General features: G+C 31.2%; 15 protein-coding genes. 3 read left to right on the top strand and 12 right to left on the bottom strand.

The window, feature by feature from the left end; all coding sequences use genetic code 11:
* Window positions 1–130: 130 nt before the first annotated feature.
* The 6 genes from CN692_RS19335 to CN692_RS19360 all read right to left on the bottom strand — a co-directional run bounded on the left by CN692_RS19335 (window position 131) and on the right by CN692_RS19360 (window position 4,907).
* Window positions 131–1,102, bottom strand: coding sequence for a phosphotransferase enzyme family protein (locus CN692_RS19335; RefSeq protein WP_098120750.1), 972 nt, complete (start codon window positions 1,100–1,102; stop codon window positions 131–133).
* Window positions 1,103–1,368: 266 nt separating this feature from the next.
* The gene (locus tag CN692_RS19340) at window positions 1,369–1,662 is read right to left on the bottom strand and encodes an antibiotic biosynthesis monooxygenase family protein (RefSeq protein WP_098120751.1); all 294 of its coding nucleotides are present in this window, start codon (window positions 1,660–1,662) and stop codon (window positions 1,369–1,371) included.
* A gap of 143 nt (window positions 1,663–1,805) precedes the next feature.
* Window positions 1,806–2,264, bottom strand: coding sequence for a DUF5063 domain-containing protein (locus CN692_RS19345; RefSeq protein ID WP_098120752.1), 459 nt, complete (start codon window positions 2,262–2,264; stop codon window positions 1,806–1,808).
* 194 nt (window positions 2,265–2,458) lie between these two features.
* Entirely contained in the window at window positions 2,459–3,511 is a 1,053-nt protein-coding gene (locus CN692_RS19350) for an ABC transporter permease (protein WP_098120753.1), read from the bottom strand.
* Window positions 3,508–4,386, bottom strand: a complete 879-nt coding sequence (locus tag CN692_RS19355) for an ABC transporter permease subunit (protein WP_098120754.1) — start codon at window positions 4,384–4,386, stop codon at window positions 3,508–3,510. Before CN692_RS19355 ends, CN692_RS19350 begins: the two co-directional genes overlap by 4 nt.
* Entirely contained in the window at window positions 4,386–4,907 is a 522-nt protein-coding gene (locus CN692_RS19360) for a hypothetical protein (RefSeq protein WP_098120755.1), read from the bottom strand. The genes CN692_RS19355 and CN692_RS19360 overlap by 1 nt, the downstream gene beginning before the upstream one ends.
* A gap of 220 nt (window positions 4,908–5,127) precedes the next feature.
* Between CN692_RS19360 and pepF the strand changes: the two genes are divergently transcribed.
* The gene (pepF, locus tag CN692_RS19365) at window positions 5,128–6,939 is read left to right on the top strand and encodes an oligoendopeptidase F (protein ID WP_098120756.1); all 1,812 of its coding nucleotides are present in this window, start codon (window positions 5,128–5,130) and stop codon (window positions 6,937–6,939) included.
* A 53-nt stretch (window positions 6,940–6,992) separates the two neighbouring features.
* Here pepF and CN692_RS19370 read toward each other — a convergent pair whose 3' ends face one another.
* The 5 genes from CN692_RS19370 to CN692_RS19390 form a co-directional block, all read right to left on the bottom strand.
* Window positions 6,993–8,381: an APC family permease gene (locus tag CN692_RS19370; RefSeq protein ID WP_098120757.1), complete on the bottom strand. Its 1,389-nt coding sequence runs from the start codon at window positions 8,379–8,381 to the stop codon at window positions 6,993–6,995.
* A gap of 758 nt (window positions 8,382–9,139) precedes the next feature.
* Complete coding sequence (locus CN692_RS19375) at window positions 9,140–9,787, bottom strand: nitroreductase family protein (protein ID WP_098120758.1); 648 nt, start codon at window positions 9,785–9,787, stop codon at window positions 9,140–9,142.
* An 11-nt stretch (window positions 9,788–9,798) separates the two neighbouring features.
* Complete coding sequence (locus CN692_RS19380) at window positions 9,799–11,625, bottom strand: ABC transporter ATP-binding protein (RefSeq protein ID WP_098120759.1); 1,827 nt, start codon at window positions 11,623–11,625, stop codon at window positions 9,799–9,801.
* Window positions 11,606–13,354, bottom strand: a complete 1,749-nt coding sequence (locus tag CN692_RS19385; RefSeq protein WP_373605047.1) for an ABC transporter ATP-binding protein — start codon at window positions 13,352–13,354, stop codon at window positions 11,606–11,608. Before CN692_RS19385 ends, CN692_RS19380 begins: the two co-directional genes overlap by 20 nt.
* Window positions 13,355–13,499: 145 nt before the next feature.
* On the bottom strand, window positions 13,500–15,278 hold the full coding sequence (locus CN692_RS19390) for a M3 family oligoendopeptidase (protein WP_098120761.1): 1,779 nt from the start codon (window positions 15,276–15,278) through the stop codon (window positions 13,500–13,502).
* Window positions 15,279–15,907: 629 nt separating this feature from the next.
* On the opposite strand from CN692_RS19390, the gene CN692_RS19395 reads away from it, so the two are divergent.
* A complete protein-coding gene (locus CN692_RS19395) occupies window positions 15,908–16,462 on the top strand; it encodes a 3D domain-containing protein (protein WP_098120762.1) in 555 nt (184 codons plus the stop codon).
* A gap of 12 nt (window positions 16,463–16,474) precedes the next feature.
* Here CN692_RS19395 and CN692_RS19400 read toward each other — a convergent pair whose 3' ends face one another.
* A complete protein-coding gene (locus CN692_RS19400) occupies window positions 16,475–16,837 on the bottom strand; it encodes a hypothetical protein (protein ID WP_098120763.1) in 363 nt (120 codons plus the stop codon).
* A gap of 135 nt (window positions 16,838–16,972) precedes the next feature.
* Between CN692_RS19400 and CN692_RS26275 the strand changes: the two genes are divergently transcribed.
* Window positions 16,973–17,110 carry a hypothetical protein gene (locus tag CN692_RS26275; RefSeq protein WP_098120764.1) on the top strand — a complete coding sequence of 46 codons (138 nt, stop codon included), beginning with the start codon at window positions 16,973–16,975 and terminating at the stop codon, window positions 17,108–17,110.
* Window positions 17,111–17,821 lie beyond the last annotated feature (711 nt).

Below are 17,821 nucleotides of genomic sequence, written 5' to 3' on the forward strand. Positions count from 1 at the left end.
AACTATTAGCTGGTTTAGTTCAATATCAAATATATTTATTTAGTAATAAAATTATCCCCTGCAAAATGAAATAAATAAAACCTCGGACACTCAATAGGGTTTCCGAGGTTTTTTATGAATATTTTTCAAATTAAATTTCAATAATTGCCTTATCACTAATAATTCTTTGACGAATTTCTTCACATAGTTCAATTATTCTTTGAGTTTTGTCTTCCCCTTCATATTTCATTGTTAATACATAAAACACTGTATGATCTCTTAACTTTAAAAACGCAGATATTCTATTATACCATTCATCCTCTAGTAGAAATTCCGTTTCATATCCTTTTTTAAATACTTCTAGTTGTTTTCGTGCAAATTGTGACTTTTCTTCAATTGAATCCTTACTTACCCAAGCAGAATAATACAATACGATTGCGATATCGGAAATAAAATAATTATAATGTAGATCATCAAAATCAAAAGCCGTAATTTTGCCCTCTTCATTTATAAAGAAGTTCTGAAAATGTAAATCACTATGAATCAAACCATATGAATCATCTTTTCTCTCGTAACCTTGTATTTCTTCCATAAGTCTTTTTGTATATAGACCAAGCTCTTCATGTTTTAGAATTCCATTTACGTACGCATTTTCAGACAAATGTTCTCTGTTTGTTGTTTTTGGGTAATTTACTGTTAAAGCGTGTAGCTTTCCAATTGTCTTCCCCCAAGCATACATCAAATCATCATTCCACTCATTTGGATTCATGCGGTCTACTAATTTTCCTTCTGCGAATTCAAACATTGAAGCAAAGAAGCTCGTCCCATCACTAGCAATGTGCTCTTCAACCAAATTCCCATGTAATGAAACTAATGATCCAGCCACGTTCGCATCGTTTTCACTTACAAATTTTACAAACATTAACTCTGCTTCAATTTCTTCCTTTAAACGATGAGAAGAATGAGTTAAACGTAATACTTTCGGAATTCCGTCCTTTGTATATCCTTTAAATATATAGTTTTCAAAATCACCGAGTGGCTTTTCATCGACGGTTATCCCAAATTGTGAAGCTGCATTTAGTAAAATTTCTTTCTTAAAAACTCGTTCAACAGCTTGCTCCATAATATTATCCTCCGTAAAGTTAATAACATTTTCCATCAATACTTAATTCTATTTCTATACAATCCGTTTAAGTCCTTCATTTTCGAATTGACTTTTCTTTATTCATTTAGTATTTCACACAAAATTAAGTGGACAGGTATATATTACTACTGGTTTTATTCAGATTATTAGATTGCAATCTAAACTGTCATTTAGTGCAAAAACAAATCGACTAAATAGTCGATCAGTCTGTAGAACTAACGCATGCTTTAGTTGAATAAGACTTACTAAAGTTTAACTCTTTTAAAATGTTCGACTGTCGGAAACGGGTCATAAAAATGATGTAATTGCTTTTTCCATTCTTGATACTCGTTAGATTGCCTAAATGCGACTGTATGATCTTCTAATGTTTCCCAATGAACTAGTAGTATATATTTCCCCTTTACTTCCATACAACGCTGTAATTCGTGAGATATGTAACCTTTCATTGAAGAAATTATTTCTGACGCCCCACGAAATGCGTCTTCATAGTCATTTTCCATACCTTCCTTAACTTGTAGCATAACGGCTTCCAATATCATATAAAATCCCCTTTTCATAAGTAAATCAATATTATTTTTTTAAGAGCCCTTTTATTAATCTATACTTCCAGAAAGTGAGAAAGGAACTGATCGTTCAGCCCCTAAGTGTTGTTCAACTAATGCATGCTTTAGTTGAACAAGGATTAATTAAAATTTATGGAATGTAATGCACGTATCGCATCAACAGCGTGCCTACCCCAGTGTGCTTGGAAATGAAATTTCCAATGCCAAATCGCTTCTAATTGTTCATTCTGGTCATATAATAAAATTCCTTCTTTAACATCTTTATAAATATCTAAGATATCGTCGGATAAACTTCCAAATACAGGTTCCTCTATATTGTTTAAATTGTATGGGTTAAAGAGCACCCAGTACCAATCGTATTGTTCAAAGTTTATTTGAGGAAGAAATACATCAAATTCATATGAATCGGCATTTTTAGGTTCAACATCTGGAAGAAGCAGGGCTTTGGAATATAAGTCCAATAGTGAAATAACAAGATTTTTTAATTTGTCATTTTCCTGATTGGAATTAAAATTTTCAACTAAGTTGCAATAGTAAATAGCTGAATTAAAAAAGTTGTCTACTGCTTTATTTTTCATTTTTTCCCCTCTCAGATTTTTAGTGTTACCTATTAAAATTCTACATTTTCCAAACGAAAACCTTATGCAACTAAACTGCCAGTTAGTTGCATAAGAAATCAAAAATATACATTAATAGTACAAAAAAACCCCATTTAGCTAAAAAAAATAAAACCTTTGCTCTAAATTTAGAACAAAGGCTCACGACAAATAAATCATCTACTTACAAGTTGTACACTTTGAGGTACTTTCTCTTTTAAATCAGTTGCTCCAGTTAATTTTTCCTTATTCACAAAATCAAAATCATCTAATTCAGGATAAAAGGATTTCTCTTCAATTGGTTGATTCTTTTTAATAGTAGGTCCCTGGTCCTCCATTAATCGTTCAATCCCTAATTTAATTAGGTTAAAAGCAAAAATTGAGACGATAAAAGCTATACTTGGTCCTACAATTACCCAGGTGTCTATCGATAGTTCTATATAATTGGCACCAATCATTGCTGACCATTCGTTTGCTTTAGACATCGGTCTGTCAACTCCGAGGTCTAGATAAAGAATTTTCACACCACCAATAAATAGTTTAAAAACAGCTAATTGAGTTAGTAAAAATAAAGTTTGAATTGTCTGTTGGACAAATAATAATAAAACACGGCTTCGAAGATATGGTAAGACATGTTTTCTTCTAATCCAGCTATTTCTAGCGCCAATGATTTTAGAGCTCGTTATAAAATCGTTTTTTAAATAGTCTCTTACTTCTTCACCAATTGAATTCATCAATACTGGTATTGAAATTATAATCAATAAAGAAAGTTGGATCGCAATTGTTTTTTCCTTTGTTGCTTCTGAAACATCATTTAACAATACAAAAAAAGGAAATAAAATGATGACTGCAGGAACAAAACGGAAAGCGTTTATAATTGGTTCAATAATTTTTAACCATTTACCATTTACAAAGCCAAAAAATGCCCCTAATATTCCTCCAAATACAACTCTCATTAATCCTACTATAATTGCAATGGATAATGTGTATTTAGCACCGTCAATTACCATCCAAAATACATCTCTTCCAAATCTGTCTACCCCGAAGATATATTTTAAGCTTGGAGGATAACCTGTTGTATCGATTAATCTTCCTTTAGCATTGTATAACAGCGAAGGGGGTGGCTTTAATGTATCTTTTATAAAGTACGTATAAATAAAACTAAAGATAATTAAACCTAATATGATAAAGCTTCCTATTAATATAGGTAAATACTTCTTTATCTTCATACTGCTTCTCCCCCTTTCATTTTATTAACAATTTGTTTAAAGATAATTTCTAATAGAAAGAAAGGGATAAATAGTAAAACTAGCGCCATAAAAAAGATTTCAGGAGAACCAGTATTATTAAATAAAAATGTAAAATAACCTTGCATATTAAAAAATTTTTCTACTATTAATAAATTCGAAATCATTAACCAAAATATTAACTTACTATTACTTAATAATGTAATCGTTACATTTCGTAAAATATGACGAATCATAATCCAAGAATTTGAGAGACCTTTTGCTTTTGCGTACTCTACATAGTCTTTAATTTTTTCTTCTTGAATAGCCAGACATAACATTTGGAATAGTTGAATTGTTGGAATGATTGAGACAAGAAAGATCGGTAATGCATAGGCTTTTGATTCAAAACCGTTTACTGGGTCTACAATTTTAACCCCCGTTTTGTTAAAAATCCATAAAAAGAAAATTTGTAATCCACAAATCATGATAACATCTGGTATTGATTGCATGAAAAATAGTACACTATTTATTATTTTTCTAACTGATTTTGGTCCAATATTAACAGCATAAGATAAAATTAAAGCTGCGATGATGGAAATTAAAAACGCAAAAAAAAGGATCGTAAATGAATACATATAAGGTTCTAAAAATACGGAAGAAAAAGGAACATATTGAAAATCTTTTAAGTATACTTCTAAATGACTGAAATAAAAAAAGCTCCAAAAAAAGATTTGTAGTTGGTTCCAAAACTCCACTAAGCGCTCTCCTTTTGGTAACAATAAAGTAAAAGAAGTCGCGGTAATTAAACCGATTCCAAATATGGTTAAACAAAATTGAAGAAGGTATTTAGAAATAATTCTACTTGTTTGTATCATTATTTTCCCTCCTTTATAGGCTTTATCTTTTCTTTGTAATAAATAATATTTCCTGAATTTCTCAACTTGCCAAATTTCAAGAACGTTCCATATTGCTTAATATACATATACTTTTCGTTATTCTTTTTCCCTACTGAATAACCAATTGCATTCGATCTAATGTTTTCACCATATTTACCAAATTTATCTTGGATTGCTATTGGTTGTTCTTCAGGCTTAAAAAATAATAATCCTGTTAATTTTTTATTGTTTATGTCTAATAAAATTTTCTTATATGCAGAACCCTTTTCGTCTGTTTTAATAGTAGTTTTATAGACTATACTCTTAGATGCATCATCTTGAAAAATTAGACTAAGTTTTGCGTCTTTTGGAAGTGACGAGTCCACTTTGATTCCAATACTTTTTGAATCAAAGCTACCATCTGCATGGATTGCCAAATTTTGTGGAGGCTTTTTAATTGTACATGCTGATAGCGCGACAGTTGCAAAAGCTAGAAAACAAATCATTTTAAATTTTTTCATCAGTTATTAAAAAACCCCTTTCCTAACATATAAAATTTCTTTCCAAGAATTTTTATAAATATTAAAATTTTCAACCAAATTCAATTAATTTTATCAAAATAATGACATCTTGTGCACTTTAATTGTTATAATTTTCAATTTTATCGAATAATTTCACCCTTATTTTGTTTTTATACAGTATAATAGACTCGTACCAACTACTATTAAAGGAGGCAATTTGATGGAAAAAATGTTAGTAAAGCGATTAAATCGTGTTGAAGTACCAACTGAAATGACATGGAAATTAGAGGATTTATATCCAACTCGTGCAGAATGGTTAGATGCTTTAGAGCTTATTGAAAATGATTTAGTTGAGGCAAAGTCATTAAAAGGTTCTGTTTTAAAATCCGCGGAATATTTAAAAAAGACATTATTAACTTATGAATCAATTATGCTTCAATTAATTCGTTGCGGTACTTATGTAAGCTTACGTCAGTCTGGAGATGGGTCTGATCCACAAAACCAATCTGATAGTTTACAGTTCTCAAGCTTAAGTACGAAAGCGAATACAATTTTAACATTTATACAGTCTGAACTATTAAACTTAAATAATGAAATGTTAGAAGCGTTTATAAAAGAAGAAAAAGAAATTGAAGTATTTAAATTATTATTAGAAGACATTATTGCATCTAAGCAACATAAATTACTTCCTGAAACTGAAGAGGCTTTAGCAGCACTTGGAGAAGTCACTTCTGCCCCATATCGAATTTACCAAACAAGTAAATCCGCTGATTTAAAATTCGAAACATTCGAAGATGATAACGGAAAAGAATTAGAAAATTCGTTCGCTATGTTTGAAAATTTATACGAATTCTCTCCAAATCATACAGTCCGTAAAGAAGCTTATCAATCGTTCACTAAAACTCTTAACCAATACAAAAATACATATGCTGCTGTTTATGCAACTCAAGTAAATAAAGAAGTTGCTTTAAGTAAATTACGTAAATATGATTCAGTCACTCACATGCTATTAGAAAATCATAAAGTTTCTTTAGAAATGTATCATAATCAATTAAACATTATTTATAAGGAACTTGCTCCACATATGCGTAAACTAGCAAACTTAAAGAAAAAACAACTTGGACTTGAAACGCTTCATTTCTACGATTTAAAAGCACCTTTAGATCCCGATTTCAATCCAAGTACAACATATGAAGAAGCTAAAGAAACCATCTTAAAATCACTAGAAGTCATGGGACCTGATTACATTTCAGTCATGGAAAAAGCTTTTGATGAGCGCTGGATTGATTATTGCGATAATGTAGGAAAATCAACGGGTGCTTTCTGTTCTAGTCCTTATGGTGTACATCCTTACATTTTAATAAGCTGGCAGGATACGATGCGAAATGCATTTGTACTTGCACATGAGCTTGGTCATGCTGGACATTTTTACTATGCAAATAAATACCAACGTGTTGTCAATACACGTCCTTCAATGTATTTCGTTGAAGCCCCTTCAACATTTAATGAGATGTTATTAGGACAATATTTACTAAAACAGACAAATGATCCACAAATGAAGCGTTGGGTAATCCTTCAATTATTAGGTACTTATTATCATAATTTTGTAACTCATTTACTTGAAGGTGAATTCCAACGAAGAGTTTATGAGCTTGCTGAAAAAGGTACTCCTCTTACAGCGTCAACATTCTGTGAGGTTAAAGGCAATGTTCTGAAGGAATTCTGGGGAGATTCAGTCGAAATCGATGAAGGTGCAAGCTTAACTTGGATGCGCCAGCCACATTATTATATGGGTCTTTATCCATATACTTACTCTGCTGGTTTAACTGCATCTACTGCTATTTCGCGAAGAGTTGCTACAGAGGGACAACCAGTTATCGACGCTTGGATCGAAGTTTTAAAAACAGGTGGATCAAAGAAACCAGTTGAACTTTTAAAAATGGCTGGTGTTGATTTAACGACGAGTGCACCAATTAAAGAAGCTGTAGACTATGTTGGTTCATTAGTAACTGAATTAGAGTCTCTTTTCTAAAGAAATTAAAAAAACACCTAAATTATTTTATTAAATAATTTAGGTGTTTTTTATTAGTTTTTCATTCGGTCTTTCTTACCTTTTGTTCCGTTAGCATATAGGATAAATCCGATACATCCAAATAAAATCGGCCCTAGTACAATTGGTAAATACTCTAATAAAGTTGTATCTGGTGCAGGAATTAGTGTTAATCCGATTGTACCAACTACTGAGATCATCCCTACTACCGCAACAAATATTGCAACTGAAGTTTTTTTAATTTTAAATGGTCTTTCAATTTCTTTGTCAGTCATGCGAAGTTTAATATATGCGCTAATTAAAAATACATATGGTATGAAAAATGCTAATGTTGACATTAAAATCAACATATTCAAAGCTTTAGACACACTAGGCACAAAAGCTGAAAGAATTAAAATTAACGTAACCGCACCCGCTTGACCTAAAACTAAAAATGATGGCATTCCATCTTTATTTTCTTTTAGTAAATTTTTAGGAAGTACATCTTTTGCACTTTCAGCAATCATGACACTTGGATTCAAAATTAAAAATGACAGAGATCCAACAAATGCTAATAGAAAGCAGATTCCTAAAATTTGTGAAAGTGAAAAATTCAATCCGAATTGAGATGTTACTTTATCTGCAAACAAGTAAAGTGCTGTCGCTGTTTGATCAGATGAAATTGTAATAACAAATTGAAATGCTACTGTTGCAAGGATATATACTGCTGCAATAATGATTGAAGTTATAAAAATTGCTCTTGGAAATGTTTTTTGAGGATTTCTTACATTCCCTGCAATTGTTCCAAGCATTTCTGCGCCTGAAAAACCAAACATTAATGTAGACAAAAACATAATTGTTCCAAACGATAGATTATTTGGCATGATTGAACTTTGAGTAAAGTGTGTTGCACTTGGCTCGCCACTAAACATACTATAAAAACCAAAACCAAAGATTAAAATTGCTGGCACTAATACCCCAAGTGGTGCACCGATTGATGCAAGTCTTCCACTCATTTTTGTACCTTTTAATGTTAGTAAAGTAACAATCCAAAATATCACACTAGAAATAATTGCCGTTTTCATCGGATGACTAGCCATTTGTGGCTGGTTAATTCCATATGCAATTGCAATAGTTGTTGTTAATAAAAGTGATGGATAATACGTAAAATTAGCAATCCAGAAAAACCAAGAACATAAAAATGAAGCCTTTTCCCCAAATGCTTTTCGAACCCAAACGCCCATACCGCCTTGATTAGGATAGGTAGTAGATAATTCAGCTACAATTAATCCAATTGGAATAAAATATATTAACGCTGCAACAATCCAATAAAATAACGCGGAAGGACCGATTGTTGAAGCAAAAGCAATATTACGTAATCCTAATATTGCATTAATACTTAAAAATGATAAACCCATTACACCTAATTTTTTTGATGAATCCATGATGATACTACACCTTTCAATATAAAAAATCTTCTACTTTTTAGTCACTTGAGTAATTATACAGATATACTTATATAAATTCAAACGTTATTTTATACTAGTATAATTTTTAGAATAGAAGTAAAATTGCATAATTTAATGTGTTAGCATGATTTTGAAATACGAACAAATTATGTACTTTGATCATAAAGTTGTGAACTTCGTGCATAAAGCAGGAAAATTTGTGCATAAATTGCTTGTTTTTGTTCATATTTCCTCACTTTTAGTTCATAAGACGCTCGACCTTATTTAATGCAGCTACCTGACAAATGAGACGCTATTAAAAACCACGAACACTAAGTGAACTATATTGATAAAGTTGTGAACTTCGTTGATATATTACTGAAAGTCGTTGATAAAGTATTAAAACAGGTTGATATATCACTAGTTCCCGTTGATATATTCGTAATTTCACATTATTCATCACGTTTTCTCTTTGATTTTTCATAATTTCAGGTTGTTCCACACTAATTCTTGTTAATCTTCCGTGATTTTACATTGTATATCACGATTTCTCTTCGATTTTCCATAATTTCAGATTGTTCCCCATGATTTCCCGTTGATTTTCCGTAATTTCACATTGTATATCACGATTTCTCAACAATTTTCCATAATTTCATATTGTTTTCGTTATTCCCCACCCACTTCTTCTTCAAGTTCACGAAAAAACAACAAAAAACCCACAAGGAATTGTATTTCCCTTGTGGGTCGATCAATAATTAATCAACGTAGCGGATAATTTCTGCTACATCTTTACGTGCAAGTTTTTTTGCTGGCTCAGATGGATAGCCAAGTGAGATTACCATGTTGATTTCACGGTTTTCTTGTATATCTAGGTACGTTCTTAGTTTATCTTGTGCTAGTAGGACTGGACCTGTCATTGGGCAAGTTCCTAATCCTAGTGCATGTGCTGCTAACATTAAGTTTTGTGATGCTAGACAGCTACTTTTAATTCCTTCTTCTTTCCAAACTTCATTTTCGACAAATCCGATTGGATCAAAGATTTTTGTTCTGAATTTTGATTCGTAAGGTGTTGCTAAACAAATGATTAAGACTGGTGCTTCTCTAAATGCAGTTGCGTATGGTCCAAAAGAACGAACTAGTAATTTCCCTTCTTTTTCTAGGCCTTTTTCTTTAGCTTTTTCAGCAACTTCATGTAATGAATCCCATGTCATTTCTTCAATTTTTTTAATTTTGTCTGTGTTTTTAATAATGATAAATTCCCAAGTTTGTGAGTTTGTATCACTTGGAGCATAACGTGCGCAGTCGATGATTTCTTCAATCACTTCATTTGAAACTGCTTGATCAGTATATTTTCGAATACTTCTTCTTCCGTGAATAATTTCTTTAAACGAATTGTAATCCATGCTTCCACCCTTTATTGTATATGCTCTTCATTCATCCCCTGATGTTTTACTAATTCATAGTAAAAGCCTTGTTTATCGATTAATTCTTCATGTGAACCTCTCTCAATACACATTCCATTTTTCAAAACAAGTATCTGATTAGCATTTTTAATTGTATTTAGTCGATGCGCAATAACAAAGCTAGTTCGGCCTTGCATTAGTCTTTGTAAAGCTTCTTGAATTTTAATTTCTGTGATTGTATCGATGCTACTTGTTGCTTCATCTAAAATTAAAATTGCTGGATTTGCTAGAATTGCTCTAGCAATTGAGAGAAGTTGCTTTTGACCTTGACTAATTTGCTGATCATCTTGTTGTAAAATTGTATCATATCCTGTCGAAGATTTCATAATAAAACTATGTGCATTAGCTAGTTTAGCCGCTTCTTCTACTTCCTCATCTGTTGCATCTAAACGACCATATCTTATATTTTCTCGAATAGTTCCTTTAAATAAAAATGAATCTTGTAAAACAAATGCCATTTGTTGTCTTAAGTTTTTTCTAGAATATTGATCAATACTTACACCATCTATGAGTATATCACCACTATTGATTTGATAAAAGCGTGAAAGTAAATTTACTACTGTCGTTTTACCCGCTCCTGTAGGTCCAATTAAAGCTACAGTCTCACCTGGTGACGCTTTGAATGAAACATTTGATAAAGTATTTGTATCTTTACCGTATGAGAAGCCAACGTTTTTATATTCAACTTCACCTAAAATTACTTTTTGATCATTTACGATGTGAGATTCGTCGCTTGCTTCAATATCTTCATCAATAATTGAAAATACTCGTTCTGCTCCAGCGATAGCGGATAGTAATGTATTAAATTGATTTGATAAATCATTTAGTGGACGTGTAAATTGTCTTGAATACTCCGTAAATACAACAATTGTACCGATTGAAATATGACCTTTATACGCAAAGTATCCGCCAATCCCTGCAATAATCGCAAAACTTACATTGTTTAAAACGTTCATGAACTTTGGAATCAATCCAGCGAAAATAAATGCCCAAAATCCAGAGTTTTTCAGTTTTTCATTTTTATTTAAAAAATCTCGAATCATTTTATCTTCTTGTGAAAAAGTTTTAATAATTCTTTGCCCAGATACAGTTTCTTCTATAAAACCATTTAATTCCCCTAAATTTCGCTGTTGGATTTTATAAAGCTGACCTGTACGATTTGTAATCCATCTAATCCCGACAATTAAAACTGGTACTATCGAAAGTGTCAGTAAAGTTAAGATTGGACTATACCAAAGCATAACTGAAACAGTCCCGACTAAAGTTAACACACTTGAAAATACTTGGATTACAGATGTATTTAATGTTGAGCTTACATTTTCTAAATCATTCGTAACACGACTCATTAATTCACCGTGTTGTCTCTTTTCAAAAAATGACATTGGCAACTTGTGAAACATATTAAATAATTCTGTTCTCATTTTAGTTACTGTATTTTGAGCAATATCGATCATCCAAAAATTTTGTAAAAATAATGATGCAGAATAACCTACATAGATGAACACTAAAGCGAGTATTAGCCAAGATAGACCACTTAAATTATTTTTTAAAATATAATGGTCGATTGAATATCCAACTAATACAGGTCCTAATAATCCAAGACCAGCACTTGCTAAAACTAAAAAAAGTACGACAACTAGTTTTCCCTTCATTAGCGCTAAATAATTCCAAATTCTTTTGACTGTTGATGAAACGTTGTTTGCACGTTCCTTTTGTTTCTTATTTTTGGTGAGCGCTAATTGTTTATATTGGAAAGGTTTAGTTAGCTCCTTTAACATTTTGAATTTCCTCCTTTCCGTATTGTGAATAGTAGATTGCTTTATAAAGTTTGGAACTTCTTAATAAAGTTTCATGCGTTCCTTTTTCTACTAGTTCACCTTCGTCAATAATTAAAATTTTATCTGCCTTTTTAGCCGTGCTAATTTTTTGAGTAATAATTAAAGTTGTACATTGGTATTCTTTTAAAGCTTCGAGTAAACTAGCTTCAGTTTTTAAATCTAATGCGCTTGTGCTATCGTCGAGTAATAAAATACTTGGCCTTCTAATAATTGCTCTTGCGATTGCAAGTCTTTGTTTTTGACCACCTGAAAGATTAACACCTTTTTGACCGATTAAACTCTCATATCCATTTGGGAAAGACAAAATTGTATCATGAATTTGAGCATGCTTTGCAGCTGAATAAATTTCTTCATCTGTTGCAGTCTCTCTCCCCATTAATAAATTCTCTTTAATCGTCCCAGTAAATAACAATGCTTCTTGAGGTACATACCCTATTTGTCCCCTTAACTGTTTACTATTTATTTTTCTACTATCTTGATCATCAATTAAAATAGTTCCAGAGTTAACATCATATAAACGAGGGATTAATTGAAATAATGATGTTTTCCCGGATCCTGTTGAACCTAATATAGCAATTGTTTGCTCTGGATAAGCAACAAATGAGATATTTTTTAAAACACTCGTTTCATCATTTGGATAACTGAAAGAAACTTGATGAAATTGAATTTTACCTTCTAAACGATTTTCGATTTTGTTTCCTTCGTTCTTTTCTACAAAGTCTTCTTCAATCGTTAAAATTTCATCGATTCGTTCTGAAGAGGCTCTCATTCTTGAGAACGCACTAATAATAAAAGAGAAAACCGAAAAAGATGAAGTGATACGAGAAATATAATTCACGATTGCAACGATATTTCCAATATTTGTTTCATGTGAATGTACTTTACTATTACCAAACCATAATACGATTAAAATACATGCATTCATAAACAGAAGCATAACCGGCATCGTTATTTCCATCGTTCTTAATGCAACTGATGTTTTTTGTTTTAGATTTTGATTTATATGTTGAAAACGTTTATTTTCATAGTTATTTCTTACGAATGCTTTAATTAATTTCATTCCAACTAAATTTTCTCTAAGGACGCTATTTACAACATCTACATTATCTTGAACATTTTTAAATAGTCTTCTACCTTTTTTTACCATCCAGTTTAGAAAGATAAATAAGAACGGCAAAATTAATGAAATTACTAATGATAGTTTCCAATCCAAAATTAATGCCATAACAACACTACCAACTACGATTAGTGGTGCTCTTAAAATGATCCTTAAACTCATAAATACTGCACTTTGTAATTGTGAAACGTCATTTGTAAGACGAGTAATAATTGACGAAGTAGGTAAATAACTGAAAGTCGTAAATGAAAATGATTGTACTTTCTCAAAAAGCGTCTTTCGTAATTTAAAAGAGTAGCTCTGTGCTATATGAGTAGCATAGAAAGTATTTAATACACCACCAATGAAGGCTACGATTGATAACACAATCATGACTAATCCCCATTTAGTAACATAAGACATGTCTTTTTGGACAATCCCGTTGTTGATGATATTCGATAAAATATAAGGTTGAAATAATTCAACAACTAACTCCAAAAATAAAAAAACGATTGCTGCAAAAATTGTAATTTTGTATGGTTTTAAAAACTTAAAACTATTCAATTTAGTCACTCCCCTGACTAAAGAGGTAATGATTAAAAAACCCCTCCATATTTTCTTATCTCTTTTTAATAAATCTTCAAAAATCTTAATAAAAGTACATAAAACAGGAAAAGAACTCGTATTTAAACGAGTCCTCTTCATAAAAAGCTATCATTTAAGTGATCGATAAAAATTCTTCTACGTCTTTAAGAGATAGTTTTACAGCTTTCTCCCAGAAATCACGTTTCGTTAAATCAACACCTAAATGTTTTTGAGCTAATTCTTCTACTGTCATTGAAGCAGTATCTTTTAATAGTGCAATGTATTTCTGTTCATAAGATTTTCCTTCTTCCAACGCTTTTGCATATATTCCTAAAGAGAATAAGTATCCAAATGTGTATGGGAAGTTATAGAACGGTACACCCGTAATATAGAAATGTAATTTTGATGACCAGAAATGTGGATGATACTCATCCAATGCGCCACAATATGCCTCTTTTTGAGCTTCTTCCATTAGTTCATTTATTCGATTTTTGCTTACAACACCATTTTTACGCTCTTCATAAAAACGAGTTTCAAATAAGAAGCGAGCATGGATATTCATGTAAAATGCAACACTTCGTTGGATTTTGTCTTCTAAAAGAGCAAGACGTTCCTCATCTGAATTTGCATTTTTAACTGCTGCATCAGCAACAATCATTTCTGCAAAAGTTGAAGCTGTTTCAGCAACATTCATCGCGTAATGTTTATTAAGTGTATGAACATCCTTCATCGCAAAAGAATGGAAAGCATGCCCTAATTCATGAGCTAATGTTGAAACATTCGATGGTGTTCCTGAATATGTCATAAAAATTCGAGATTGACCACTCTCAGAAAATCCTGTGCAGAATCCACCAGGACGTTTACCAGGGCGATCCTCTGCTTCAATCCAAGAATCTTCGAATGCCATCTTAGTAAAATCTGTTAATTCGTCTCCAAATTGCTTGAACTGATCTAAGATAAATTCTGCACCTTCAGAATATGAAATAGCAGAGTCAGTATCTGCAACAGGTGCATCTAAATCATACCAGCTTAATTTCTCAACGCCTAGTAATTTAGCTTTTCTTTGTAGATATTCAACAAACGGAGCTTTATTGTCAATTATTGCTCCCCACATTGAATCAAGTGTCTCTTGGCTCATACGATTAATTGATAACGGTTCTTTTAATACATTATTCCATCCACGTTGTCCATATACGCTCAAACGGAAACCAGCAAGATGATTTAATATTTTTGCGAAGTAATCTGACTCATTTCCCCATGTTTCTTCCCATTTCTCAAAAATCTCTTTTCGAACATTTCGGTCTTTAGAAGAAAATAGATTTGATGCTTGACCAACTGATAGAATTTTATCATCGTATTCAATTTGCATTTTTCCAACAACAGTGTCATACATTTGACCCCATCCGTGATAGCCATCCACAGAAAGTGCTGTAATTAATGATTCTTGATCAACAGATAATAATTCGCTTGATTTTTGACGTCGCTCATTTAATACAAACGAAATTTCTTTAAACTCATCACTTTCTAAAATAGTATTCCAAACAGAATCTTCTATTTTAGTTAATTCACTATGGAATTTTGTTAAAGAGGTAGAGAATTTTGCATGTAGCTGAGTTAATGTCCCTCTTAATAAATTAGCCTTTTGATCAGCCATGTCTTGAGCTTGCAGGCAACTTACAAATGCACTAGCTTGAGATAGTTTCTTTCCTATTACTTCAATATTACTAATGATATCATTTAATTCCTCAGTATCATCACTGCTTTTTGGAGCAGTAAACATTGAAACTTGTCTCTCTAATCTTTCTACTAAACTAGTTACTTCTATTATGTATGCTGCAAATTCAGGAGACTCACTTCCTCCTTTAAAGAAAACATCTATATCCCACGTAAGTGAATATGTATTCGTTGACATACGACCCCACCTTTTGGTTTGTTAAGTACATTAGTTATTATACATTATTCAAAATATTTAGTCTAATCATACTACTTTTTACCAAAATGAACTGGGACACAAGCTTGTTGAAATAATGTTCAATCAAACATTTTATGCATTTTTTTAAATAAACTTCCGTTTTAATATTAATTTTTTGTGTCCATCTAAATAGAAAAAATTAGTAATGAAATTTAGTAAACTTTACACGAAAATGATCGTCAAATATTACAAAACTCCACTAATTGTTACATTCGTTTTAATTGAACGTTAATAAAAGGGCTCTTTTTTGCTTCATTAACAATAGTTAATCGGTAAAAATAACGATTTTATTAATAAAAAACACTATTAATCCCATTAATTTAAGGAATTATCAGCCGCTTAATATGACAAAATTACACAAAACGGAGCGAAGTCCTTTAGCCTTCACACCTTACTATTACTGGTTTTATAAGCATTTTCTGTCGAATTTAACTGTTGTAAATAGATAGAATTGATAGAATATTATAAAAAAAGGTAATATATTTGTAACATAAAATAAAGTTACTGAAATCTTACTGTCATATTTCCATGGTAAAGTAGACACATAGAAATCGACAGGAGAGAGAAATATGAAAAAACTAATAACATGTTTTGTTACTACTGTTGTTCTAACAATGGGAATTACGACAAATACATATGCTGCAACTTACAAAGTAAAATCTGGTGATACTTTATCTGCAATTGCAAAAAAGCAAAAGGTAACAGTTTCTCAAATTAAAGTTTGGAATCATTTAAAATCTGATCTTATAAAAGTAAATCAAGTATTACAAATTAAACCTACAACTAAGAAAAAAACAACTAAAAAAACAACAGCTAAATCTGCTACTCCATACAAAGTAATTAAAATGAAAGCTACTGCTTACACTGGTAGTTGTAAAGGATGTAGTGGAAAAACAGCTACTGGAATAGATTTAAAAAAGAATCCTAAAGTAAAAGTTATCTCGGTTGACCCAAAAGTTATTCCTTTAGGATCTAAAGTATATGTAGAAGGCTATGGTTATGCTATTGCTGGTGATACTGGCGGATCGCTAAAAGGTAATAAAATTGATGTATTTATCCCAAGTCAGAAAAATGCCCTAAAATGGGGAGTTAAAACAGTAACTGTAAAAGTTTATAAGAAATAAAAAAAGCGAGCCTTAATTGAGGCTCGTTTTTCGATTTGAATTTAAATCAAATAATCGACGATCTAGTTCATTTAAAAATTCAATTCTTTTTTCTTCACTTGATAATATTTCATGCATATTTACTTTCAAAATTAACTTTTGAATACTTTTTCTTTGTGTTATTTCAAGAAAATATACTTCGTATGGTTTAAACCACTTTTCTTTCTTCAATAATTCCATTCGCTCTTGAATCAATTCAGTTTCTTTCTCATAAAACGAATAGCCAAAAAACTTTTGTGGCAAATATTCGATAAAAAAGGAAACGATTACTTGAGTAACAAGCCATGACAATATCCGAAAAACAAAACCTAATAGTCCAAATAAGATTTCATGCATTGTTTTATCTCCTACCTTTTTATTACCATTTATTTTAACATTTTTTGGATATTAATTTGTAGTTCTTTAAGAGCATATTTTCCATTTAACTAATAAACAATATTATTAAAGATTTTATTTTGGAGATGAAAACAAATGAAAGATAAACGATTTACTATAACAGGAACTGATATTACTGAAGTAAAGAGAAAAAATGCAGATTCTGGGTTAACTTATAATCAAGTTAAGCAATTGCTTGCTGAGAAATATATGAAGGAAAAAAGAAATAGATAAACTAAAAGTTATATTTACGACGAAGCTTGATCAATTTTAGTCTCCACTATAATTGAGATGGTATTTTCAAGATTTTTTTCAAAGTAAAGGAAGCTGTAAGTTGCTGATTTTCGCTAGAGGACTCTCGCTTTCCATGGGGTGAGATTCTTATGCCTCCTCGGCGCTCCTGCTGGTTCTCAGGTTTCCCCCATATACATAGGAGTCGAGAGCTATCCGCTCCTCTTCCCCTACTTAGACAAGTAAAATACTCGGCGATTTTGCTAATATTGTATATCAAATTTTTATATTCTGAAAAAGAGCAATCAATAAAGATTATTGTGATCCCACCAACAAATTATCTATTAAAATAAATAGCATCATCAAAAGATTAAAAATTTACCACCAAATAGATCTCTAACATATTAATAATTGACTATTTTATATTTCAACACTCCGAAAAAAAGTAATTTTTTGCTTTGAACTGTCTGACACTACTCATTTTTTTGTTATTTCTTACGATTTCCGCTTAATTTATTCATGATAAAATGACTTATTTGCAATTTTACTGAATTTAATTGCAGTTTGGAAAATTTTAATTGCAGTTTTGCTATTTTTATTTGCAGTTTTAGTCTTTTTATTTGCACTTACACTGATTTATTTGCAGTTTTATATTTTTTATTTGCACTCGCACTGATTTATTTGCAGTATCCACCGCTTTAATTGCATTTTACT

This window comes from Bacillus sp. AFS002410 (assembly GCF_002556365.1).
Classification (GTDB): domain Bacteria; phylum Bacillota; class Bacilli; order Bacillales; family Bacillaceae_G; genus Gottfriedia.

Bases quoted from the DNA above. Each gene is read 5' to 3' on its own strand.
- CN692_RS19335 (WP_098120750.1), bottom strand. From the start codon at position 1,102: ATGGAGCAAGCTGTTGAACGAGTTTTTAAGAAAGAAATTTTACTAAAT.
- CN692_RS19340 (WP_098120751.1), bottom strand. From the start codon at position 1,662: ATGATATTGGAAGCCGTTATGCTACAAGTTAAGGAAGGTATGGAAAAT.
- CN692_RS19345 (WP_098120752.1), bottom strand. From the start codon at position 2,264: ATGAAAAATAAAGCAGTAGACAACTTTTTTAATTCAGCTATTTACTAT.
- CN692_RS19350 (WP_098120753.1), bottom strand. From the start codon at position 3,511: ATGAAGATAAAGAAGTATTTACCTATATTAATAGGAAGCTTTATCATA.
- CN692_RS19355 (WP_098120754.1), bottom strand. From the start codon at position 4,386: ATGATACAAACAAGTAGAATTATTTCTAAATACCTTCTTCAATTTTGT.
- CN692_RS19360 (WP_098120755.1), bottom strand. From the start codon at position 4,907: ATGAAAAAATTTAAAATGATTTGTTTTCTAGCTTTTGCAACTGTCGCG.
- pepF (WP_098120756.1), top strand. From the start codon at position 5,128: ATGGAAAAAATGTTAGTAAAGCGATTAAATCGTGTTGAAGTACCAACT.
- CN692_RS19370 (WP_098120757.1), bottom strand. From the start codon at position 8,381: ATGGATTCATCAAAAAAATTAGGTGTAATGGGTTTATCATTTTTAAGT.
- CN692_RS19375 (WP_098120758.1), bottom strand. From the start codon at position 9,787: ATGGATTACAATTCGTTTAAAGAAATTATTCACGGAAGAAGAAGTATT.
- CN692_RS19380 (WP_098120759.1), bottom strand. From the start codon at position 11,625: ATGTTAAAGGAGCTAACTAAACCTTTCCAATATAAACAATTAGCGCTC.
- CN692_RS19390 (WP_098120761.1), bottom strand. From the start codon at position 15,278: ATGTCAACGAATACATATTCACTTACGTGGGATATAGATGTTTTCTTT.
- CN692_RS19395 (WP_098120762.1), top strand. From the start codon at position 15,908: ATGAAAAAACTAATAACATGTTTTGTTACTACTGTTGTTCTAACAATG.
- CN692_RS19400 (WP_098120763.1), bottom strand. From the start codon at position 16,837: ATGCATGAAATCTTATTTGGACTATTAGGTTTTGTTTTTCGGATATTG.
- CN692_RS26275 (WP_098120764.1), top strand. From the start codon at position 16,973: ATGAAAGATAAACGATTTACTATAACAGGAACTGATATTACTGAAGTA.